The following is a 21,694-nucleotide window of genomic DNA, read 5'->3' as shown; positions in this document are numbered from 1 at the left end:
TATGCGCTTTCATCTCGGATATAGAATAACCGAGGATTCCCGCTTTAAATCCTAAACGCTCTTGCCTTGATTATCCTTACCCCCTCTGGAATCATCACCTTTCCAGTCTTTCCTGTTGGGCAGGCAATCAGCTCTACCATTGATTTGCTGTAGGCAATACCATCAACGCATTTGTATCTGAAATTACCCTTAATCTCAAGATTTTTAATCCTATCGCTGGACGCAATGGCAAGCAGGATATTATCTGTCAGCCTTCTGTCCGGGTCTTCTATGACAAGAGATACCATGTCTTCAGCTGTGAGTGATTCTATATACGAAATAATACATTTTTCTTTTATTAAGTCTTTTGCTGAAATTATTATTACTTTTTCGTTGACTTTTTCTTCCATTTCTTCTCCTCTTTGTGTTTGCGGGCAGCATGCGACACCAACAGACAGTGGATGAATAGCTGAGGCGTTGAGCTTATTTTTTTTGTTTCTTTTTGTAGTATGTTTGTATTTTTGGTTAACCTGAAATTTTCGCGAATGTTTTTTTAAATTCTGTATCCTACACGACACTTTTTGGCTCTGTTTGGTGAACACATTTCGTTTTCTACTCAGTCTTTCATACGCCAACATCCTCTTATCCGGCTTATCCGGCCGCGCTGCTGCCTCGTGTTTTTCCCACGCAAAAAAAGCCAGCGTTTTCGCGCCAGCCTTTAGCAAGAAAAATCAAATCGCAAACTTATTTTCTGAAATCCCCTTTTTGTTCAATTGCTCCAACACATACGACTGTGCCGCTGTCATGTCTTGCTCTTTCACATTCGGCAGAATAACCTTCAATGTTGGTTTGGAAACGACTCCGGTCTCTAACAGCTTCACCAGTTTCTCTTCTTCGCCTTCAGCAATCAGCCTTAACGCAATTTTTTTAGAATTCTTTTTTATATAATCTTTTGCGTCTCCGCCTCCGGAAAAGAGATACTCTTCCAAAGCGCCATCTTCTTTGCCTTTTGCAGTGGATGCATACTGCCAGAATTCAGTGTGCTTGATACTTTCATTCTTAAAGAACTCATCTATAGCCAATAGATATTTACTGTAAGTAGTACTATTCGTATACAATGGTAAAATCGCGTGTTTGTCGCCACAGTGTAGTATTGCTATTGTGTCGGTATTGCTTCCGGGTCTGTATGATTCGATGATACCGATTTTTACGTTAGGTAAGTAAGAGCCCATAGTAATATTTTTCATGCTATGAGAAATTGCATTTTTGGGAAAATCCTGCACGGTTTTAGGAATCTTAATAGATTCAATACACGTACCAACGAAAGCGTTGTCGTGCACGCGCTCCAGGCCTTCATTCAGATTGATGACCTCAAGACCCGACAGCCAAAATGCTTCGCGCCTAATCTCTTTAATCTGCGGAGGCAGTGTGATTGTCTTTAATTCCGTACATCTCTCGAAACAAGAATCCGGAATAATGGTCACCCCTTCCCCAAGGTCAATCCTGTGAAGCTGTCGGCATAGCTCAAAAGCATTCATTCCGATTTTTTCAAGAGAATCCGGAAGCCTTACTGTTTTAAGTTTCTGCCCTTCTGAAAAAGCAAACGGGATTATTTCTTCCACTCCATCAAGGATTACCAGGTTTTCCATATCAGCATCGCAGGTGACGGCTTTTTTCCTATTTTGTGTATATACGACACCGTCAATAGTAACATAATCGGGGCTCCGTACTTCAAAAGTGTGAACATAATAATCGTAAGTTTTAAGCTTCGCCATATCAATCAGGTCTGCCGGGTCAACAAAACAATCAACGTCCAGAACGAGATTCTGCGGAAATCCGGTATGATAATTTACCCATTTGAGCGAATCCAGACGGTGGATTACCATTTTCTTTACTTTTGTCAGTTTGATGCTTTCTATAAACTTCAGGCTTCTTCCATCACTGTCAGGAAGGATGATTTCGTCCTGGTTGTAATCAATATCGATGACGATAGTGTCAACCAGTTTAAGTCCATTCACGAATGGCTGCTTTATCAGTGCAGAGCCGTCAAATGCGCCTTCTTCCACGTTCTTCCAGCATTTAATATTATGCGTTCCTCTGACGTTAGTACATCTGCATCCATGGAATGCGTTTTTTGCAATCCTGTCTACCTGATTAATCGTAATAAAATCATTTTCATCCTTGCAGAATGTGTTAAGCAGTATCATACTACTTGGGTTACAGACTTTTTTAATAAGACACTCATGTGATATAAAATAATTGCTGTGTGATTCCACTTTTTTCACATTTGGAAAGAGCTCGTTTTTAATTTCAATACTATAAACGCCATCAGCAATCACGAGCCTTTCAACATCAGGAAAGCACTTATCGCTGTCCGGCATCTCTAAGTTGGCAAATATTTCCACCATTTTTACACCGGGCTCCACATCAAGGTCAATATCACACTTATTTTCTCTATTGTGATACCTTGTCACACCTACGTCCAAATCCTGATATTTTACGATTCCTGATTCCAATACTTCAGTTAAACATCCTGTTTTTTCCATTTCTCTTAATTCCTTTCTTTTTGTTTTTATACACACAATATGCCGAATTTTCTACGGTAAAAAAAAGAACAGGCGTTTCACCTGTTCTTAAATGGCATACGAAATTTTCTCCTCCTGAACTCCATTGAGATTTAACTGATTCAGCATATATGCTTTTAGTGTAAACATTTCTGCATTTTCTGCTTTTGGAATCATCTTTTGCAGTATATCATTTGACACCAGGCCGGTTTCAACAATCTTAGCGGCAAATTTTTCGCTGCCTTCCTGTATCATGTTTGACAGGATATAATACGAATATTCTTCTATATGCGCTCTCGCAGATTCTGAACCAAAATCCAGATACTCCAGCAAGGCCACTTTTTCCTGGCATGAAATCGAGAAAGCATACTCCCACATTGATGCAGCCTTTATCCTTGGATTCTTGAAGAAGTACTCCACCTCATCAATTGCATCAGATGACATTGAAGGTTTTATATGTCTCGGAAAATACAGGTATTTTCCGTTGCAATATACCTTCATGATGTTGTCATCAGTGCCAAATGGACCGGGTGCCATTATACATGCCGCTCCAAAGCCAGAAGGAAACGTCTCCATCGTGAGTTCTTTCAGATTAGAGCCAAAACAGTTGTATTCCAGCTTTTTAATAGACGCAGGAAGATGGACAGATTCAATGTTTGTTCCCAAAAAGGCCTTTCGTCCAAGATACATCAGGCCTTCGTGGAGTTCTATGCTCTCCAAACCGCTGTCTAAAAAGGCGTAATCGTTGATTGTCTTAATGCCTGCGGGAATATCTATGTGCTTTAAGCTGCAGCATTCAGCGAATGCGCCGTCTTCAATCGTATCTATATTATTTCCAAATTTGATTGATTCCAAATTCTTGCACCGGCAAAACGCCTTTGCTCTGATTCTGTCTATTGAATCAGGAAGCACTACTGATTTTATCTTACAATTGCGAAAAGCAGAATGGCCAAGTTTTTCAACTCCTTCCAGAATCACGACATGCTTCAGTCCAAGCGAACCAGCAACAACCATTTTTCCACTTTTTGTATAAACAATTCCGTCAATTGTTTTGTAATCCTGGTTTGAAATTGAAAAATATTTAAGATGCGATACCGCTGAAGAAGACATATGTGCAAGCTCTCTTACTTCGACACCACTCAGCGAATCATTGGTGTCCAGGACAAGCATTTCAGGAAACTTTGTGTCATAATTAACCTGTCTTGCTGTTTCATATCTATGGACCACGAGTTTCTTAACCATAGTTAAATCAGTATTCGCTATAAATATTGCCTTTTCGTAATCGTCATCAGGAATGATAATTTCTTCAGAGGTTTTGTCAATATCAATCACGATATTTCCTGCCATCTTAACGCCATTAACAAACGGCTGTTTTGCAAAAGCAGACCCCGCAAATGCATCAGGTTCTATATCATCACCGCAGTATACATCAATCGCGCCAGTCAAATTAGTACTCTCACATCCGGAAAATGCTCCATTTTTGATTGCAGTAATATCATCAATTTTTATCACTTCCCCTTCTTTCTTACAGAAAGTGTTAAGCAGAGTACAAAAAATATTTCCTTCATCCAGAACAAGGCAGTTGCCGGTCTTGAACCTGTCTCTTTCAGACTGGACCCATTTCACATTTGGAAACAGACTGTTCGGAATCCGAATTTCAAACACATTACTCTTAATGACCAGACTTTCCACATTCGGAAAGCTCTTTTTGCTATCTGCCATTATCAGGTCGTAGCAAATCACAACTTCTTTCACTTCGTCATCAACATCAATATCAATCGCATCAATGTCCTCCGGGTCTTCAGACATATCCTGAGATGCAAGCTTATTACGATAAAAAACAACTCCTTTTTGCTTTTCTTTTGGATATAGTTTTTCGTTTTTCATTTTTTATTTTTCCTTTCTTTTTGAAGATTTTTTAATATTTTTTAGTTTTTTTTGAACATTTTTTTGTAAATATTTTTAAAATCTTTTTTGTTTCTTTCGTATTTAATATGCGGGATTTGCCGGCAAAACAAAAAAGACCGCTGCAGGCTTTTGCCGCGGCTCTTTCTAGAAACAAAGAAAGGAATTACAACTGCGAATCCGTTTTATGTATTGGAAGGCGCTATTCCTTCCTGCTGATGGTTACATCATAGCATCGACAGACGGAAAACTGCGGGCAAAACAGATGGCCGGATATCGGCAAAAATCACTTTCAACAAAAAAATACCGGCAAAATTCTTGCCGGTATTACAGCTTCAGGACGTTAGATTGAAAATTTGTTTTTTGGAATTTTTGCACCTTTTCCATCATTTATCGCTTCCAGAACGGCAGCGCTGAGTGCATAATTTTCTCCTTTGATGACAATTTCCAGAATATCCTTTTTTGCCTTTGGTGTGAGGATACCAAGTCCAAGAAACTTAATCGCTTCTTCACCAGATTCCTCAAGCAGCATCATGAATACCTGTTTTCCGTGTTTTTTTAGAAAGGCCTTTTGCTCTTCTCCATGAAATTCCAGATATTCCAGATATGCCGTGCGTTCTCTGCCTTCGATAGTGTTTGCATATTTATAGAGAGACAGATTTTTCAGGCTAGATTTGTAGCCTTCTTGCAAAAAACCTTCAATCACTGTCCGGAATTCGTAGCAATCGCTCTTCTTAACAAATCTCGGAAGAAATACTGTCTTATCTCCGCAATCGTATCGGAAGACCACATCAAATTCATCATCATACAGATATGATGAAGCACCTGTACGGCATGCATTAAGCGGAATATCTTTAATAAAGTGACTGCTCTTAATACACTTAATACCGGAGGCATCAGTAAACGTTCCAATATTTTCCAGTGAATCAGGAAGTCTCAACTCGTCAATTTTACAGCCGCTAAATACTCCTTCGTGGATTAGCAGCAGCCCTTCGTTCAACTCAACGTTTTTAACACCGCTGTCACCGAAAGCATATCGTTCAATTGATTTCATTTGAGGCGGTAGTTTAACATGAGTCAGACTGGTGCAGTTCTGGAATGCAAAACCTTTTATTATATCCAGTCCAGAGCCAAAATCTACATTTTGCAGCTCTCGGCATTTATAAAAAGCATTTTCATTCAAAATAGCAAGTGAATCAGGAAACTTGACGTTTTTGATGCGCGTGTTTGCAAAAGCATAAGAAATGATTTCCTCTACTCCTTCCGGGATTACTAGGTCAGTCACGCTCAGTGAGCACGCAATCAGTCTTTTCATGTCTGCTGTATATACGACACCGTCTTTTTCCACAAATTTGCCATTTTTGTCTATAATATTGACTTTTTCAACATAATATCCATCACCTGGTTTCGCTGCATGCATCACATTGATAATGTGATTATAATGTGTCTCCTGAGTGGTAACAAATGTTACTTCCTTTGGTACACCTTTGATGCTATAAGCACATATACTATTCGGGTTATGTATTACCAGGTGCTTAACGTCTGCCAGATTAACTCCAACAGCACATACCGCCATTGAATATTCTTCATCCGGAAGTATAACTTCGTCCGCTTCCGGGTCAATCGCAACAATTATTCTTCCGGCTGTTTTCACACCATTGACAAACGGCTGTTTCTCAAAATAAGAATCTTTAAATGCCATTGGCTCGCATCTTATTAATGCTGAATAATTGTATGGAATTTTTTTGATATTACTATTTGCCAAAGCGTAATCAGCAATACTTACGATAACTGATATTTCCAGCGCTTCATCCTTGCAAAAAGCATTCAGCAGAGTCGGTCGTCCATTGCGTTTCTTGACGAGATATCTTCCTGCTAGAAAAAATATACTGTCTGAATAGACCATTTGGACATTTGGAAATAATGTATTTGGGATACAAATCTCATCAACATCAGGTCCAATCATCAGCTCTTCCACGTCAGGAAATGACTTTTTTGTATGCTGCATATACACATTACAATCAATTTCAACTCTCTTGATGCCATGCTTGACATCCATGTCAATGATACAGTCAAAACTTTTCGTAAAGATAACATCTCTTTTTTCGTCCATTATTTTGATTCCTTTCTTTTTGCTTTTTTTTTATTTCGTATTTAATATGTGGAAATTACTATAAAAACGAAAAAGACCGCTGCGGTTTTTGCAGCGGGAAATGGATAGCAATAGTAACTTTGGCGTACATTCCTTGTTGTTATTTTTCCTTTTTTTTCAGATATTTCTCAACAATCTTTTCGTCTATTTTCAGGTAAATGTCGCAATATGTTGAATCGCACCAGTCATCCACTCGTTCAATGAAGGCTGGATGTTCTGCAACCTGCTGCCCGCCACAGAATACCCAGTTATTCCCACCGATTCTGGCATGAACGTACAGCACATCTTTTCTGCCAGCGTACTTATTAAAAGTATCTATGGACTTTCTGATGTGTCTTATCTGCGTCTTCGCAAGCAGTTTGATTTTCTTTCTTCTCTTGCCGTGGATTTTTCCCCATCTCACAGCGGTTGGCCTTTCGTATCCATTTTCATTTTTAGTATAGACCAGGAATCGTTTTAAGTTGTCATCCGTTCTCTTGCAGTAAGAGTGACAGTCAGAATTAACTGACCAAGGAGGGCAAGCCCTAACCAGGTCTTCAACTGCATCAACTTCTGCTGAAGCAGTCATCTCTTTAATCTCTTCTTCTGTAATCCTCTCTTCCATTGCCATTAACCTCAGACCACGAAGGCGTGGAATGTTAATTCCTGTAGAATCTAGGATTGTTGATAAGTCGTTGATTTTTGCGTATGCTCCAATATCCATTTTTTTTAGTCTCCTTTTTTTATTGTTGCTCATACATCCTGATACTTTCATTGTTGGATATGAGCCGTTATATATATTTAGTATGCTGAATTTTTTCAAAAAAAAGAAGGCCGGTGCTTTTTTGCACCAGCCCTACCAAAATTAAAGCGAAAAATTTTTCTTTGTAATACCGCTTTCGTTAATCTGAGAAAGAATGTATGATTTAATCGTCATCATATCGTTCTTTTCCGCAATTGTAAGCAGAGTCTTCAACGTGATTTTTGAAACAAAACCTGCTTTTAAGAATGCAGCGGCGTTTTCTTCATCACCTTCTTTAAGCAGTCTTGTGATGATTCGCTTAGAGTTCTTTTTGAGATATACCTTCGCAGTTTCGCCACCGAAAGCAAGATACTCTGCAAGTGCCGCATATTCCTTGCCTTTGGCTGAATATCCAAATTCCCAGAATTCGCAGTGCTCCTGGCGGAAATCCTGTAAAAAATATGACACTGTTTTAAGAAATTCCTTGTAAAGACCTGGCTTAAGGTATTTTGGCAGATAGGCTGTCTTACCTCCGCAATCCAGACGGATTACATATCCGGCAATTTCTGAATATCTCGGCTCGTATGCAGTGCTGCAGCAAGCAATAAGTGATTCACTATATTGAAGCGTCGTAATATGCTCCATATTTTTTCCGAACGCACTGCCACTGAGGCTGGCAGTGGAAGGAATCACTATTTCCTGCATTGGTGTGTCGTCAAATGCATGATATCTAATCTCTTTAAGGCCTTCTGTGAGCTTGATGTTGCTTAGATTTGTGCTCTTGAATGCTCCATCGCAGATTTTCTCCAGATTTGGAGGAAGGATTACATTTTCCAAGTTTATGCAATTTTCAAATGTATAACTTGGAATCTTTGTAACTCCTGTTCCAAATACTACACTTCTTAAATTCATGCATCGTCTGAATGCTTCTTTCTTAATATTTTTCAGAGAGTCAGGAAGCTTAATTGATGTCAGATGACAGCCGGCAAACGCTTCGCGGTCAATATTCTCTACCCCTTCTGGTATCACAATATCAGTCTGATACATTGTTGATGCGATAATCGTTTTCATGTCAGATGTATATATGATTCCATTTACACACTTAACATAAGGAGAAATGACCTCAATTTCCTTAATATATTCAGCATTCCTGCTTACCCTGGCAAGATGCCGGATTTCGTATTTTAAGTTTTCCAGATTATTGTCCGAAGGAATAAATGTCACTTTTTGAGGAAGTCCTTTGTCATATAGAAGTCTTTCAAGACTGTCTACATTATGGAGTACAAGATGTTTTACATCTCTTAAGTCCACTTCTTTCGCGAAGGCAAGAATCTGTTCCTCTTCATCCGGAAGAATAACTTCTTCCACCGTCGGGTCAACATCAATCAGGATTCTTCCTGCCATTTTCACACCAAGTGTAAAAGGCTGTTCCATGAACGCAGAACCGGCAAAAGCATTTTTGTCACATGATATATACCTTCTGGTACTTATCTTTGTGCTCTTGCAGTCTTTGAATGCATACGCTCCGATATAATACACATTCGGGATTTCAACTACCTCATCTTCTGCCGGACAGAATACATTTTTTAATGTTCTTCTGACCATATTGCGGACAAGATACCGGCCAGACTCAAAATTCCTGAGGTCCTCTGAAACCACACGTTTCACATTTGGAAAAAGAGTATTTGGAATCTCAATTCTTTGAACATCTTTTTTAATAGTCAGGCATTTGACATCTGGAAATGATTTCTCGCTTTCAGGCATATTAAGACCATATTGCAAAATAAGACATTCTATCCCAGGCTGGACCTCAACATCAACCGCTTCATTTGCAAAACCATCCTCTTCAAACGTATACATTACGCCATTCTTTGTTTCTTTTCGCATTTTTTTTATTTCCTTTCTTTTTTTTGTTTGCACCTACAATATGCCAAAATCCTCAAGGTAGAAAAACGCCCGGAGAATTACTCCCCGGGCTGTCTTCTTTCCAAGATTTTTACAACTCGCCGTTTCGGCTTGTGATACCTCTCCGTATCGGTTCGGTACCAATTTGCGCAGCAAATGTCAAGCGAAGCCGTAAGGCTGAGCGCAGAGATTAAAAATGAGGCCTCGCCTGCTTTGCATGACTCGTTACCGGACTTCGAACGGGGATTCAAACCCGCGTGCGAAGTTAAAACCGGGACATTTTACATGCGGACGACCTTTTGTCGGCCTGGAATTTCCCGTTCTTCGTTAATACTTGTTACATCATTCTGCAACCCCAACAATCGCCAGCGCAAACAACGCAGCAAACGCAGCCAGCCATACAAGCCAGATTGGCAGTTTTGCTTTTAGCGGTTCAACTTTCACTGCATACGGAATACAGAGTATCATCAGGACGAAAATACTGCCAATCAGCCTTAATATAGTTCTGCTTGCTGGGTTTCCTATTATATATCTTACCCAGACATACCCAACAAGTAGCGAATAAATAAGATTTGCAACGCTGTACCACCGTTTTACCGTCATACTTATGTTGACAATCTCAGTATTTCTGTTTTCTTTATTGTCGGAGGACGAAGCCTCGTCTTTACTTACACCAAGTTTTTCTGCTGTGTTATTCACATCGTTTTTCATTTTCCTTCTCTCTCTTCTCCTCTTCCATCTTTTCCATCCACGTCACCCCGACAGCAATCGCCGACCAGACATCTTTCTTCACACCGAAGAACACATCGGGTTCTTTTTTAGTTCCTTTCCCATTTTTTTTATCTGTTTTTGCATACCGGTCAATCAGTGCCTGACGGATATTGGCATCTTTCGCCCGAAGGGTATTACAGAGGCAGAGTTTTTCTTCCTTTCGGTAGATTCTATCAACTGGAATACCCCGGTCTATCGCTGCCTGGATAAGTCTTCCATTCCATAAGATGGATTCAATTGTGCTCTCCCCGACAGCCATTCCAAAACTCTGAAACTGTTCATATACCAACTGATTATAGTCATCATTTTTGATTATCTGCATTATGGCTTCATTCATGATTTTGCCGAATGATAATAGTTCAATATCATCTTTGTCAAACTGCATGATTGCATAGCCGGATTCTGTAGTTCCGACGTCTATTGCGAGGATTTTATTTGTCATTTTTTTTGTCTCCTTCTTTTCTGTATATGTTTAGTATGCTGAAAAATTGAATGGAAGATAAAAAAATAAAGTAAATCTAACCCTTAAGCCCAAAAAAAGACAAGGTTTAAATGCCTCGCCTTAAAAAAAATTGCATTTTGTCTTGCTCCAAAATACATTTTCTGCTATTCTGTTTTCAGAGGGTGCTGACTGGCATTTTTTGCCCCTTGTCTAGTTCCATACGTGCAGGAGACCAATTCCTGTGCGTAAAGACTAGGCAAGGAGGTGTTGATGTATGGAGTATTCTCTATATCTGGAGTACTTAAGGTTTCTTTTCAACCTGGTATTCTTTTTGTACTGCGTAAGCAGATGCAAGTAATATACTTGCTAAAAGTTTAATCCTGGCGTAAGTCAGTTAATATGTGTCGCCAGCATTCCTCTATATTTAATATGCCAAATATTTTCCCAAAGAGACGTTTTTTGAAAAATATTTTTATTTTTTTGTTGCCATCTCATCCACACAAAAAAGCGAAGCCTTATGGCTTCGCTCGCATATCACACACCCAGTTCTTTCCTCAGCTCGTCAACCTTCTTTCTCTCCTCATCAGTAATTTCGCACCACTCAAAATACTTCTCCCAAAACTCCTCGCCTTCTTTTTCAAGCATTTTTCCGTATGTTTTTTTGAAGTATTTGCAGTAACACTGACATTCTTCCTGGCGGTCAACAAAGAAGCCATGTTCTTTCGCTGAGGCTATTTTTTCTTCTGATTCTTTTTCCTGCCTTTTTTTGCATTTAATGGTCAAAATTCCGGCCTCAATGCTTTCTCCGAAGTCAGACATCTTAAGGTAATCTTCCGATTCTTTTTCTGTCCATTTTTCAGCAAAATCCTGACGCAATTTTTCGATTTCCGGTCTTATTCTGTTGGTTTCTGCAGTATGTTTTATTGAAAACTGGTCCATCTTTGAAGATAACTCTGCATACTCGGGAGTACCTTTTTTTATATTTTTGAGTCGTACTTCCTTCAATGCGTCAGACCATTCACGCATAATCTTGTCGGCCGTCTCATGCAGTTTCTTTGTCTTTTTCATTAATTCGTCAGACTCAGCAGCATACTGATTGATGTCAGCAATTGAATTGAATTTGAAATTTCCGTCACCGTAATAACTGATATTTTTGCTGCTTCTTTTAAGCATTTCCTCAAACTCATCACCAGCATCTTCTTTGTAAACGGAGGCCTTTAGAAGTCCGTCTTCAATTACATGAGCGACCCAGTTACTGTCATCATTAAGGTCAAGGTCAACATTGAAATCAAAAATGATGAAATTTTTGCCGTAATTGTACGCCAGGGAACGGTAAGGGATTTTGCTGCCGTCACCGTAATACGCTAAACTGCCTCCATGCCCGTTGATGAAGCCGGCTTGTGCTAGTGGCATGACGTCAAAACTGTACCACGGAAAGCATTTAACCTGTTCGCCGTTTAATGTGTCATACATACCCATAATTTAATCTCCTTTTCGTTTTCTGTTTTGTTGTATATTTAATATGCGGGATTTTTGAGAGAAAAAAAACAGTGGAAGAATCCACTGTCTTTAAAAATCAGAACAATTTTGTTACGTCTACCAGATATTTTGCTGCATTTTTCTTAATATACTCTGCAGTCTTTTCTGACATTTCCACGCCAGAGCCCTCAAAAACAACGTTTCCGTCATTTTTAATTCTGCAGACACATCCTTCAGAAATCTGTTCTCTCTCGCCGTTTTCAAAAGTAACGTCAAAAGGTTTTGCAAAAGCATAATACTTTCCAAGCCGAATTTTATTGGCCGCCTCAAAGTTTTCCGGATGCTCTTTCACGGCTCCAGAAATACGTTTCAATTTCTCTTCTATTGTCTCCTCCGGCTCATCCTTATGCATCGCCTTCAGCGCCTTGACGTACCACTGACTATTGATATCATCATCGGTAATATCCTTCAGTTCTTCTGGATTTTCGATAATTCCCCACCAGCTCTCAGCGCCAAAGATGATTCGCTGCAAATCAAAAACATAAATCGCCGGATTTGTCGCCATCCCGACAGTCAGTTCACCTGATTTGTTATTATAACTTACCGTCTGAGACCACGGCTGATTTCCGAGATACAGCCCAAGATATGTTTTACCGCCGTATTCTTTATTGCACGGGCGAATCTTGACCAGACTTCCAGCACGTCCCATCATCAACTGTTTTCTCTCATCACATTTGATGCTGTTGACCTGAATCGGGTACTCAATGTACCGGCTTTCATAGTCCGGGCAGTTCTCACACTGCTCATTGCTGACGCATACAGACATATCATCTTCTCCTGAATCTTTTCTTTCCTGCATCAGTTTTCTACAGTATGTTTTGTTCATTTCTTTCCCCATATACGGAAAAGCGTTCTTGCATTTTTTCTGTCTCTCGCTTGGTTTGTAATTTTTGTCCATTTCTTTTACTTCCTTTCTTTTTAGCTGTTTTTTATATTTACAAAGACAATATGCAAAAAAAACAGTGTGAGAAAAAAAGTAAAATTGAATTCAAGTCTTCGTCGTGCCGATTCGTGGCGTCTTCCCGGCTTTGCCCGGTTTGGTACCAGGTTTGAGCGTTCCGTAGCAGCGTTATCCAAAAACCAACGTAGTCACAAACACAAAGAATAAAAACGTCGCAGCCACTTCTGGAAACACAGCATCTTCTTCTCTATTATGGGTGAAGATTTTTTTAGGCTTACTTTCACTGATTCTGATTTCTGTCTCGTCTCCGATATTAATTTCTTTCGGCTTCTGCAGTTTGAAAGATTTGTAGGCCTTTTTGCCCACTTTATATTTATACGTCACCTTAATTATCCCGTTGTCGCGTCCCGCAATGTCCACAACTTTCGCATCAACCAATCGGCTGTCTTTGTATTGCTGGTGCGTTTGTAGCGAATCGAATAGTACTGCGGTGCTTCCAATAAGAACGATTACAAAGAGAATCAACTTCCACATCAATTTATTTCGTTTTGCATGTCTGATTATACGTTTGGCCATTTTTTTTACTCCTTTTTTATTTTTCTCTATGTACGAAATATGCCTGATTTTTGCTACTGCCGTATTTTTTGCGAAAAAAAATACCGGCAGAATTTCTGCCGGCAGGTTTTTCAATGTCAAATTTCAATATCAGAATCTTCTTTCTCGTATTTCTTCGTCCAAATCGGCCAACCACGCAACAGCAACTAATACTCCTAAAGACGCAATAAAACAAAGGGTAAAGGCAATAATAGTACATATTGCGGTCGTCATTGTAGTGATAATTATTTTTTCTGGAATACTTTTGCGTATCCGTATTTCTTTCTTATCCCCTACTTTAATTTCGTCTACGGATTGCCTAACATTTTCTTCATACTTCTTGTTGTCGTAGCTATAGCGATATTTAACTTCCAGCATGCCGTTTTTCGTACCAGATACATTGATGACATTTGCTTTTATAATTTCACTGCCTGTGTATGTTTTGTAACTAGTTACAACACTGATTACAAAAATGATGACGCCGACCAAAAAGAATATGATGCAAATAAGTTTAATAAGTGGAAATTTTTTTTCTTGTTTTCCTTGTTTTTTTTCGTAGTATTTTTATTTACCATTTGAATTTTCCTCACTTTCTGAAATTACTTTTTTATAATATGCTGGAATTTTTTCCGGCAGAAAAGTTTTTGCGAAAACCTGCCGGCAGAATTTCTGCCGGGTGATTTAAATCTTATGTTCTGGATTTATTTTTTTGTTTTTCTTCTTATTCTCTTCCACGATTGACGAAAATATTACGCCAGGCGTCATCTTCCTCAAGCATACAAGTTGCCATTGCATACAGCCACAAAACTGCCAGCTCAAGGCACAATCCAATCACTACATCATATATTACAATAAAATCGACATCATTATACTGAAGAATCACCTCAGGGTTGCTTTTCTTAACCCTGATTTCCTTTTTATCTCCTCTTTTGATTTTTTCTGTGTATTGTATTTTATCCGATTCATATTCCTTACCGGCAATGTTGTATCGATATGTTACGCTGATATTTTTATCACTGGTACCTTCAATATCAACCACTTCAGCCATCACAAGCTGGCTTCCGGAATAATTATTGTAATCCTTCCGCACGTGAAAAAATATAAACGCAACGGCAATTATCACCGCCAAAACACAGGCAATTTTTCTAAACAGTGATATTGTGTTTTGGATTCTTTCGGCTATTTCAGCCAGTTCTTCTTCTTTTGATTTTTCCAAATCTTTCATATCTTCCATATCTCCCATTGGCAGATGCTCCTTTTTACGTATTTTTTTGGTCTATTTTTAATATGCTTGAATTTTGGCGGCAGGAAAAATTTTGCGAAAAAAAATACCGGCAGAGGATTTCTGCCGGGTAATTTAAATCTTCTTTTCTGTATTTATTTTTTCGTTTTTCTTCTTATTTTCTTCCACAATTGACGCAAACGTCACCCCTGGCTTCGTTGTAAACCCAACGCTTTTCGCTTTAATTTCCTCCACCGCAGACGGCAGTGTACAGGTTGCCATCTCATACAGACACAAAACTGTCAATCCAAGACATAATCCAATCATTACATCGTAGAATATTACCAAATTGATATCATTATACTTAAGAATTACTTCCGGACTGTCTTTTTTAACTCGGATTTCTTTTTTGTCTCCTTTTCTAATTTTTTCTGTGTATTGTATTTTGTCCGATTCGTATTCCTTGCCGGCGATATTATACCGATATGCTACATCGATATTTTTATTATCAGTGCCCTCAATATTAATCACTTCAGCCATCACAAGCTGGCTTCCAGCATAATTGTTGTAGTCATTCCTCGCGTGAAAAAACATAAACACAGCGGCAATTACCATCAAAATGTAGGCAATTTTTCTAAACCGCGACATTGTGTTTTGGATTCTTTCGACTCTCTCAGCGAACTCTTTTTCTCTTAGTCTTTCCAAATCTTCCACCGACAATTTTTCCATCGACAAAAAGTCTCCTTTCTAAGTATTTTTTTCTATTTTTATTATGCTTGATTTTTTGCCGGCCGAAAGATTTTTGCGAAAAAAAATACCGGCAGAATTCCTGCCGGCAGGTTTTCAATATTAAATTTCAATATCAGAATCTTCTTCCGCTTTTTTCTTTGCCAAACCAAACAACAAAACTATCGTCCCCAAAGATGCAAAAAGCAAAAGAGCAAAAGCGATATTATAACATATTACAGTCGTTATTGTCGTGGTAATTATTTTTTCTGGAATGCTTTTCCGTATCCGGATTTCTTTTTTATCCCCTGCTTTAATTTCGTCTACGGATTGTCTAACGTTTTCCTCATACTTCTCACCGCCATAGTTGTATTGATATTTAACATCCAGCATGCCGTTTTTCGTACCGGATACATTAATGACATCTGCTTTCACAACTTCGCTGTCTGTATATGTTTTGTAATCAGTCGTGGCCTTTAGTATAGCTTCACCCACAAAAATTACAATACAAACGAAGGCAAAAACTTTTTTTCTTTTAGTGATATTTTTGCCAATCATCTTTAAAAACCTCCTATTTTATTTACAGAAAATAGTATCTGCCGGTCCGGCTCGTACTCCTATTAGCTGACTTTTTGCTATTTGTTTTCTTTTGTACATTTTTCTATCTCAATTTCTTTGTAGTACTTAGCCATACCTTCTATTAACACATAGGCCATAAAACCGAAAGTGAAAATGCCCAAGCCAATAACAATATCCGTTATTATTACCCTGTCAATCTCACCCTGAATTATCTTTTTAGGTTCACTTTTCCAAATTCTTATTTCCTTCATGTCTCCTAATTTAATATCCCTAATAGGCTGTATGACACTTTCCTCATATTTTTGTCCGTCAAAATTATACTTATATTTAACATTTATCTTTTCACTTTTGATGCCTTCGATACCTGTAACTTCTGCTGTCAAAGCTTCACTACCTGTATACTTTTTGTAATCCTCTATTATACTTGATGCGAAAAACATAACGTCTACAAAAATAATCAGAAAAGCGCTAAGCCTGGCAAAAATGATTTTCTTTTTTGTCATTTGACATACTCCTTTTACTGTTTACACATCCAAATTTGCTTCTGTCGCGTTACTGTAAATATACTCTTTTCTTGGCTGTACCTCATTCCCCATCAGTAAGGCTGTCAAATCTGAAGCCGCCTGCGCGTCCTCAATTTCAACCTGCTTCAGCATCCTTGTCGCCGGGTTCATAGTAGTCTCCCACAGCTGCTCCGCATCCATTTCCCCGAGACCTTTATAACGCTGCAGTTTAAAGTCTTTATGTGTTTTTCTATATTTTTCAAGTGCCTTGTCGTCATACAAGTATTCTTCTCTTCCGTTCTTCCCGTTCGGAATCGCTTTGTATAATGGTGGCATCGCGATATATACGTGGCCTTCATAAATCAGTTCAGGCATAAATCTGTAAAACAGCGTCAGGAGCAGTGTGGCAATATGTGCCCCATCCACATCCGCATCGGCAGCGATGATGATTTTGTTGTATCTTAATTTTGAAATATCAAAGTCATTACCATACCCTTCAGAGAACCCGCAGGCGAAAGCATAAACCATTGTTTTAATCTCGGCATTTGCCAGGATTTTATTGATGCTTGCTTTTTCCACATTCAGAATCTTACCCCTGATTGGAAAGATTGCCTGAAATTCACGGTTTCTTGCTGTCTTAGCAGAACCACCAGCAGAATCACCCTCAACGATAAAAATTTCGCATTTTTCCGGGTCTTTGCAGTTACAGTTTGCCAGTTTTCCGTTGCTGTCAAAAGAATACTTCGGCTTTGTCAGCATATTTGTTTTTGTTTTTTCTTCTGCTTTTCTGATTTTTGCAGACTTTTCAGCGCAGCCGATAACAGCTTTCAGTTCTTCCAGATGGCGGTCAAAATACATCTGCAGCTGTTCTGAAATGACGGATGAAACCGCTTTTGCAGCATCCGGGTTATCCAGCTTTGTCTTTGTCTGGCCTTCAAATCTCGGGTCCGGATGCCTTACTGAAACAACAGCCACGAGACCATTTCTCACGTCTGTACCGGTGAAATTCGCGTCCTTTTCTTTAAGGATGCCAAGCTCCCTTGCATATGTATTGATAAGTGTTGTCAGGGCTGTCTTAAATCCTGTCAGATGAGTCCCGCCCTCTGTTGTGTAGATACTGTTGCAGAATCCGGTCACATTTTCGTGAAATTCTGTCGTGTACTGAAAAGCACACTCAACTTCAATCCCGTCACTCTTTCCAGAAACAGAAACCGGCGCGTCCTGCACTGTTTCAGAATCTTTCACCATAGATTTTACAAGGCCGATGATACCTTCTTCTTCGTGGAAAGTGATTGACTCTACTTCTTTCTTTCGCTTGTCTTCGTAGTGGATTATCAGCTTTGGGTTTAAGTAAGCTGTCTGATGCAGCCTGTTCTTTACCTCTTCTGCTCCAAACTTCACTGTATCAAAAATCTCATCATCCGGCAGGAAATTGATTGTGGTTCCGTGTCCTTTTGATTTCTTAATCATCGGAAGCAGGCCGTCAATCAGTTCTGTTGTCGGATGTCCTTTTTCGTAAGAGTCATGAAACAGGCCGCCATCACGTTCAATATCAATCGTGAGGCGTTTTGACAACGCATTCACGACAGAAGAACCGACACCATGCAGACCACCGCTGGTTTTGTATGATTTGTTATCAAATTTACCGCCAGCGTGCAGGGTAGACAATACCAGACGCTCCGCAGAAACACCTTTTTCATGCATTCCAACAGGGATTCCTCGTCCATTATCTCTCACGGTCACAGAACCGTCTTTTTCCAATGTCACCCAAATCTCACTGCAGAATCCTGCCATATGCTCATCAACAGAGTTATCAACGATTTCATAAATCATATGATTCAGTCCTCGTCTTGAAGTGCTGCCGATGTACATACCAGGTCGTTCTCTTACAGCCTCAAGGCCTTCAAGAACTGTGATACTGTCTGCTCCGTAAAAATTATCTTTCTTTGTCATTTGCCTTACTCCTTATTTTTTTTTGCTTTTAACAATATGCCAGAAAATCATTTTTTCTCATTTCTTTGCGAATCTTTTTTCTTGTCTTCATTTTCTTTCTTCTCTTTTGTTTCTTTTTCTATCTTCCACGAAAAATAGAACCATGAAATAGTCAGTATTCCAAAAACAATTACGGATACAATCATTGTTTCTTTTAACATCATTTCTCACTCCATTTTTTTTGCGTATATATTGTATGTGTATTATAGTATGCAGAATTTTGAGCGATTTTGTTACATAAAAAAATCCTTCCGTAAAACCCGGCAGGTACGTATTTTTAAGCAATTACAATTCGTTATTCTTTTGTTGTTTTCGTATTGTAAATTTTCTTTATACTTCTTTATGCTTTTTGTTAATATGCACAAAAATAACATGTCGGCTTTGTCGGCTCGGCTCCACATTGAAATTGATTATATCTTTCGTTATCCTCTTTCATCATCACGGTAATAGTAATAATCTAATTGCCAGTCTTCTAAAGGAAATTCTTCCAATCCAAAAACTGCCTGTGAACTCAATTTTTCTTGCCATTCATATGGTAATAGCTTTGAATATTTAGGATATTGATAAGATGTAAGGCTTGCCATCATTTCATCCATTTTAACCCCACAGTTTGGATAATCTTCTTTAGCCATTAAACTAGTAATACTATTTTTAACATCTTGCCATTCGCTATTACTAAGTAAACAAATAGTTTTGTCTGGCGATGCGATATTAACAATTCTTTGCGTGTTTTTAGACCGCTCAAACTTTTCATCGAAAGTGGCAATTATTTGTTCAAAAGAAGAGTATTTTTTATTGTTTGAGAAATCTATTTTATAATCTCCTTGTTGTATCATTTCATTAACATAATTTACAATTAAAGATTCATAGTCACAATTCGGAAATTGATTTTTTAGATATTGATATGTAGAATTAATCGCATATTGCTCCGCGTTCCTATCTTAGTCCATATTTGAATAATTGCTTTCATAATACATTCTATTATTCTCAATAGCCATATGGCTTATTAGAAGATAGTAATCATCTTGAACATTATCACGAAAATCTTTACAAAAATACAAATATGAATCTAAATGTCTACTTTCATGGAATAATGCAACAAGTGATTTTATGAAGTCAGTATCATCAATCAGTTTACTTGATGGCTTTTGCATTAAATTTGGTTTAAAGATATCCTTAATGCCTATATACATATAAGGTTTTGATGTTGTTGGTGACAACGTTACACTATCAATCATTAATACATCTTTACGCATTTTAATGCGAACTTCATTAAATCCATCATTCGCATATTTGTCTTGTAAGAACTTAGCTATACTTTTGATTTCTAATATTGCTTCTTTTGACGTTAACATAAGGCTATTTTTCATATATCTTCTTTATTCTTCTCTAACTTCTTGAGAGATTGTACTCCTCCTCTAATAGTATAAGTACAGCTGCCTTTTTTAATTTCTTCAAGCAGTTCATAATCTGTGGTATCATCAATTTCAACTTCTTCATCTTTTATCGCGTCTCGTATTTTTTTTATCTTATCCCAATCTGCTATCATTGATTTTTTATTAATACCCATCAGTAGTCTCCTTTTTTGATAACTCGTCGTTCCGGCTCGTAACCAAGCCTCGCAGAGGCTGACAAGCGAAGCCGTAAGGCTGAGTGCAGAGCGTGGACGGGGTTTTCGACTTCCCGTATATTTTTGCAACCATTATGTCCGACGGACAACTTGAATTGTTCATGGTCGGACCGCTTGCAGCATTCCTCCCCTGACGGCAAGCCTTGCCGCGGTTTCCTCGTCCATCGATGAATAGATTTCGCCTATTTCTTCTCTGTTTTTCCTTCCACCTTTTCTTCCTTCACCTCTTCCGGTGTAGTAGTTTCAGCTTCTTTTTCCAATTCTTTTTTCCTTTTTAAGCATTCGTTAAAATCAATGCTGTCCATAAAAATTCCCATTTTTTGTCCTCCTGTTTTTCTATCTGTCTGTAGGCCGAGCCATTGAAAACAGTCAAGCCCTCACTTGTACTTAATATGTTCACTTTCTTTTGTTTCCAATTTTTTTTGCGATTTTTTTCGGCCTTACGTATCTAATATGCTGAATTTTTTTTAATCAGCACAAACGAAAAAGCTGCCAGCAAAAAATTTGCCGGCAGTTAATTTCAGATATTTTTTATTCTTTTTTTTGCTTCCTCGTGAACCATTTTTCCAAACCTTCTTTTGCCAATAAGCCTTACTTTCTTTTCTGCATTTTTTTCGCATGCTACCTCAATAAGGCCAAGAAACAAACCGCAAAAAATGAATAATACTATCAGGCAAAATGCTGCCAACATATTTTTCACCTCCTCCTGTCATGCTGCAACTTTCTGTTTGACTCCAACAGCCGCAATCTTACAGCCCCAGTTCTTTTTTTCATCTTCTCCTTCTTCGTCTATGACCTTTCCTTCTTCGTTTTTTTTGCATACTTAATATGCCGAATCCTCCATAAGCCATTACAGCCACAAAAAAAGCCGACAAAAACTTGCCGGCCTTAAGTATTCTCTTCATCTCACTTCATCAACGGTCCTCCCAATCGCCTTAGCTACTTTTCCAACGTATTTTTCTGCTTCTTTTCTTTTGTATACGTATATGTAAGACGGATGCTGTACTGGCAGATACCATATGCTGTTATGTTCTGTCGCAAAATATTCAAATCCGCGCCAGCGTTTTAGCTTAATATCTAGCTTTTTCTCTACCGCAGAGCATACTTTCTCTCCAAGCAGAATCACGACCTTCGGCTTGACTTCTGCGATTTCTGCAAGCAGATTCTTAAAGCAGCAGTCAATTTCTGCCTGGTTTGGATATCTTAACTTTCCATTCTTATCAACCGGCGGGCATTTGACTAGATTGGTCTTATATCCCGGCTTGCCGCATGCGGCTTCAATCTGTTTAACAAGTTTTCCTGTGTTCGTAGTCTCGGAAAGCGGTTCTTCTCTGATTTTTGCAGATATTCCTACCCACAAGGCATCATATGTATTGCTTATTTTTGTGTCTGGATTTGAATACCTTCCGGCAATATCGCAGTGTATACAATCAGTCATCATAAGCCCTCCTCTTATGGTTTATATCTTTAATTTTTCCATTTCGTATGCAATCTTTGCCAAAGACAAAGCAGAAATGCTCTGAAGATTCAGGTAGTCACTTCTTCGTAATTCGCTTGCCAGCAGTTTGT

The 21,694-nt window shown here is 38.6% G+C and carries 24 protein-coding genes; all 24 read right to left on the bottom strand.

Annotated features, from left to right (window positions below; translation table 11 throughout):
- Nucleotides 1–44: 44 nt before the first annotated feature.
- The 24 genes from LI091_RS14905 to LI091_RS14790 all read right to left on the bottom strand — a co-directional run bounded on the left by LI091_RS14905 (nt 45) and on the right by LI091_RS14790 (nt 21,566).
- Entirely contained in the window at nt 45–389 is a 345-nt protein-coding gene (locus LI091_RS14905; RefSeq protein WP_173734365.1) for a hypothetical protein, read from the bottom strand.
- A 321-nt stretch (nt 390–710) separates the two neighbouring features.
- Nucleotides 711–2,525 (bottom strand): leucine-rich repeat domain-containing protein, encoded by a 1,815-nt coding sequence (locus tag LI091_RS14900; protein WP_173734364.1) that lies wholly within the window; start codon nt 2,523–2,525, stop codon nt 711–713.
- Between the two features lie 87 nt (nt 2,526–2,612).
- Entirely contained in the window at nt 2,613–4,430 is a 1,818-nt protein-coding gene (locus LI091_RS14895; RefSeq protein ID WP_265191310.1) for a leucine-rich repeat domain-containing protein, read from the bottom strand.
- A 361-nt stretch (nt 4,431–4,791) separates the two neighbouring features.
- On the bottom strand, nt 4,792–6,561 hold the full coding sequence (locus LI091_RS14890; protein WP_265191309.1) for a leucine-rich repeat domain-containing protein: 1,770 nt from the start codon (nt 6,559–6,561) through the stop codon (nt 4,792–4,794).
- 139 nt (nt 6,562–6,700) lie between these two features.
- On the bottom strand, nt 6,701–7,303 hold the full coding sequence (locus tag LI091_RS14885; RefSeq protein WP_173734361.1) for a hypothetical protein: 603 nt from the start codon (nt 7,301–7,303) through the stop codon (nt 6,701–6,703).
- Nucleotides 7,304–7,444: 141 nt separating this feature from the next.
- Entirely contained in the window at nt 7,445–9,208 is a 1,764-nt protein-coding gene (locus LI091_RS14880; protein WP_173734360.1) for a leucine-rich repeat domain-containing protein, read from the bottom strand.
- A gap of 360 nt (nt 9,209–9,568) precedes the next feature.
- Nucleotides 9,569–9,937: a hypothetical protein gene (locus tag LI091_RS14875; protein WP_173734359.1), complete on the bottom strand. Its 369-nt coding sequence runs from the start codon at nt 9,935–9,937 to the stop codon at nt 9,569–9,571.
- Nucleotides 9,918–10,439 (bottom strand): hypothetical protein, encoded by a 522-nt coding sequence (locus LI091_RS14870; protein ID WP_173734358.1) that lies wholly within the window; start codon nt 10,437–10,439, stop codon nt 9,918–9,920. The genes LI091_RS14875 and LI091_RS14870 overlap by 20 nt, the downstream gene beginning before the upstream one ends.
- A 534-nt stretch (nt 10,440–10,973) precedes the next feature.
- A complete protein-coding gene (locus LI091_RS14865; RefSeq protein WP_173734357.1) occupies nt 10,974–11,918 on the bottom strand; it encodes a hypothetical protein in 945 nt (314 codons plus the stop codon).
- A 97-nt stretch (nt 11,919–12,015) separates the two neighbouring features.
- Entirely contained in the window at nt 12,016–12,876 is an 861-nt protein-coding gene (locus LI091_RS14860) for a hypothetical protein (protein WP_173734356.1), read from the bottom strand.
- Nucleotides 12,877–13,047: 171 nt separating this feature from the next.
- The gene (locus LI091_RS14855) at nt 13,048–13,455 is read right to left on the bottom strand and encodes a hypothetical protein (RefSeq protein WP_173734355.1); all 408 of its coding nucleotides are present in this window, start codon (nt 13,453–13,455) and stop codon (nt 13,048–13,050) included.
- A 129-nt stretch (nt 13,456–13,584) separates the two neighbouring features.
- On the bottom strand, nt 13,585–13,851 hold the full coding sequence (locus tag LI091_RS14850) for a hypothetical protein (RefSeq protein WP_173734354.1): 267 nt from the start codon (nt 13,849–13,851) through the stop codon (nt 13,585–13,587).
- 343 nt (nt 13,852–14,194) lie between these two features.
- Nucleotides 14,195–14,716, bottom strand: a complete 522-nt coding sequence (locus tag LI091_RS14845) for a hypothetical protein (RefSeq protein WP_173734353.1) — start codon at nt 14,714–14,716, stop codon at nt 14,195–14,197.
- Between the two features lie 114 nt (nt 14,717–14,830).
- The gene (locus LI091_RS14840) at nt 14,831–15,424 is read right to left on the bottom strand and encodes a hypothetical protein (protein WP_173734352.1); all 594 of its coding nucleotides are present in this window, start codon (nt 15,422–15,424) and stop codon (nt 14,831–14,833) included.
- Nucleotides 15,425–15,544: 120 nt separating this feature from the next.
- A complete protein-coding gene (locus LI091_RS14835) occupies nt 15,545–15,979 on the bottom strand; it encodes a hypothetical protein (protein ID WP_173734351.1) in 435 nt (144 codons plus the stop codon).
- A 77-nt stretch (nt 15,980–16,056) separates the two neighbouring features.
- The gene (locus LI091_RS14830; RefSeq protein WP_173734350.1) at nt 16,057–16,503 is read right to left on the bottom strand and encodes a hypothetical protein; all 447 of its coding nucleotides are present in this window, start codon (nt 16,501–16,503) and stop codon (nt 16,057–16,059) included.
- 21 nt (nt 16,504–16,524) lie between these two features.
- Entirely contained in the window at nt 16,525–18,456 is a 1,932-nt protein-coding gene (locus LI091_RS14825; RefSeq protein WP_173734349.1) for a DNA gyrase/topoisomerase IV subunit B, read from the bottom strand.
- Nucleotides 18,457–18,503: 47 nt separating this feature from the next.
- Nucleotides 18,504–18,659 (bottom strand): hypothetical protein, encoded by a 156-nt coding sequence (locus LI091_RS14820; protein WP_173734348.1) that lies wholly within the window; start codon nt 18,657–18,659, stop codon nt 18,504–18,506.
- 258 nt (nt 18,660–18,917) lie between these two features.
- A complete protein-coding gene (locus tag LI091_RS14815; protein WP_265191308.1) occupies nt 18,918–19,331 on the bottom strand; it encodes a hypothetical protein in 414 nt (137 codons plus the stop codon).
- Between the two features lie 105 nt (nt 19,332–19,436).
- Nucleotides 19,437–19,865, bottom strand: coding sequence for a hypothetical protein (locus LI091_RS14810; protein ID WP_265191307.1), 429 nt, complete (start codon nt 19,863–19,865; stop codon nt 19,437–19,439).
- Nucleotides 19,862–20,065: a hypothetical protein gene (locus LI091_RS14805; RefSeq protein ID WP_173734346.1), complete on the bottom strand. Its 204-nt coding sequence runs from the start codon at nt 20,063–20,065 to the stop codon at nt 19,862–19,864. The genes LI091_RS14810 and LI091_RS14805 overlap by 4 nt, the downstream gene beginning before the upstream one ends.
- Before the next feature lie 242 nt (nt 20,066–20,307).
- Complete coding sequence (locus LI091_RS14800; protein WP_265191306.1) at nt 20,308–20,442, bottom strand: hypothetical protein; 135 nt, start codon at nt 20,440–20,442, stop codon at nt 20,308–20,310.
- 203 nt (nt 20,443–20,645) lie between these two features.
- Nucleotides 20,646–20,816 carry a hypothetical protein gene (locus tag LI091_RS14795; protein ID WP_173734345.1) on the bottom strand — a complete coding sequence of 57 codons (171 nt, stop codon included), beginning with the start codon at nt 20,814–20,816 and terminating at the stop codon, nt 20,646–20,648.
- Nucleotides 20,817–21,026: 210 nt separating this feature from the next.
- Entirely contained in the window at nt 21,027–21,566 is a 540-nt protein-coding gene (locus tag LI091_RS14790; RefSeq protein ID WP_173734344.1) for a uracil-DNA glycosylase family protein, read from the bottom strand.
- Nucleotides 21,567–21,694 lie beyond the last annotated feature (128 nt).

This window comes from Blautia sp. MSK20_18 (assembly GCF_020553125.1).
In the GTDB taxonomy this organism is placed as follows: Bacteria; Bacillota; Clostridia; order Lachnospirales; family Lachnospiraceae; genus Blautia_A; species Blautia_A fusiformis.
The sequence above is the reverse complement of the archived record's forward strand: the minus strand, read 5'-3'. Positions and strand labels throughout refer to the sequence as shown.

Coding starts and splice junctions, on each gene's coding strand:
- LI091_RS14905 (WP_173734365.1), bottom strand. CDS start 389: ATGGAAGAAAAAGTCAACGAAAAAGTAATAATAATTTCAGCAAAAGAC.
- LI091_RS14900 (WP_173734364.1), bottom strand. CDS start 2,525: ATGGAAAAAACAGGATGTTTAACTGAAGTATTGGAATCAGGAATCGTA.
- LI091_RS14895 (WP_265191310.1), bottom strand. CDS start 4,430: ATGAAAAACGAAAAACTATATCCAAAAGAAAAGCAAAAAGGAGTTGTT.
- LI091_RS14890 (WP_265191309.1), bottom strand. CDS start 6,561: ATGGACGAAAAAAGAGATGTTATCTTTACGAAAAGTTTTGACTGTATC.
- LI091_RS14885 (WP_173734361.1), bottom strand. CDS start 7,303: ATGGATATTGGAGCATACGCAAAAATCAACGACTTATCAACAATCCTA.
- LI091_RS14880 (WP_173734360.1), bottom strand. CDS start 9,208: ATGCGAAAAGAAACAAAGAATGGCGTAATGTATACGTTTGAAGAGGAT.
- LI091_RS14875 (WP_173734359.1), bottom strand. CDS start 9,937: ATGAAAAACGATGTGAATAACACAGCAGAAAAACTTGGTGTAAGTAAA.
- LI091_RS14870 (WP_173734358.1), bottom strand. CDS start 10,439: ATGACAAATAAAATCCTCGCAATAGACGTCGGAACTACAGAATCCGGC.
- LI091_RS14865 (WP_173734357.1), bottom strand. CDS start 11,918: ATGGGTATGTATGACACATTAAACGGCGAACAGGTTAAATGCTTTCCG.
- LI091_RS14860 (WP_173734356.1), bottom strand. CDS start 12,876: ATGGACAAAAATTACAAACCAAGCGAGAGACAGAAAAAATGCAAGAAC.
- LI091_RS14855 (WP_173734355.1), bottom strand. CDS start 13,455: ATGGCCAAACGTATAATCAGACATGCAAAACGAAATAAATTGATGTGG.
- LI091_RS14850 (WP_173734354.1), bottom strand. CDS start 13,851: ATGCTGGAAGTTAAATATCGCTATAGCTACGACAACAAGAAGTATGAA.
- LI091_RS14845 (WP_173734353.1), bottom strand. CDS start 14,716: ATGGGAGATATGGAAGATATGAAAGATTTGGAAAAATCAAAAGAAGAA.
- LI091_RS14840 (WP_173734352.1), bottom strand. CDS start 15,424: ATGGAAAAATTGTCGGTGGAAGATTTGGAAAGACTAAGAGAAAAAGAG.
- LI091_RS14835 (WP_173734351.1), bottom strand. CDS start 15,979: ATGATTGGCAAAAATATCACTAAAAGAAAAAAAGTTTTTGCCTTCGTT.
- LI091_RS14830 (WP_173734350.1), bottom strand. CDS start 16,503: ATGACAAAAAAGAAAATCATTTTTGCCAGGCTTAGCGCTTTTCTGATT.
- LI091_RS14825 (WP_173734349.1), bottom strand. CDS start 18,456: ATGACAAAGAAAGATAATTTTTACGGAGCAGACAGTATCACAGTTCTT.
- LI091_RS14820 (WP_173734348.1), bottom strand. CDS start 18,659: ATGATGTTAAAAGAAACAATGATTGTATCCGTAATTGTTTTTGGAATA.
- LI091_RS14815 (WP_265191308.1), bottom strand. CDS start 19,331: ATGATACAACAAGGAGATTATAAAATAGATTTCTCAAACAATAAAAAA.
- LI091_RS14810 (WP_265191307.1), bottom strand. CDS start 19,865: ATGAAAAATAGCCTTATGTTAACGTCAAAAGAAGCAATATTAGAAATC.
- LI091_RS14805 (WP_173734346.1), bottom strand. CDS start 20,065: ATGGGTATTAATAAAAAATCAATGATAGCAGATTGGGATAAGATAAAA.
- LI091_RS14800 (WP_265191306.1), bottom strand. CDS start 20,442: ATGGGAATTTTTATGGACAGCATTGATTTTAACGAATGCTTAAAAAGG.
- LI091_RS14795 (WP_173734345.1), bottom strand. CDS start 20,816: ATGTTGGCAGCATTTTGCCTGATAGTATTATTCATTTTTTGCGGTTTG.
- LI091_RS14790 (WP_173734344.1), bottom strand. CDS start 21,566: ATGATGACTGATTGTATACACTGCGATATTGCCGGAAGGTATTCAAAT.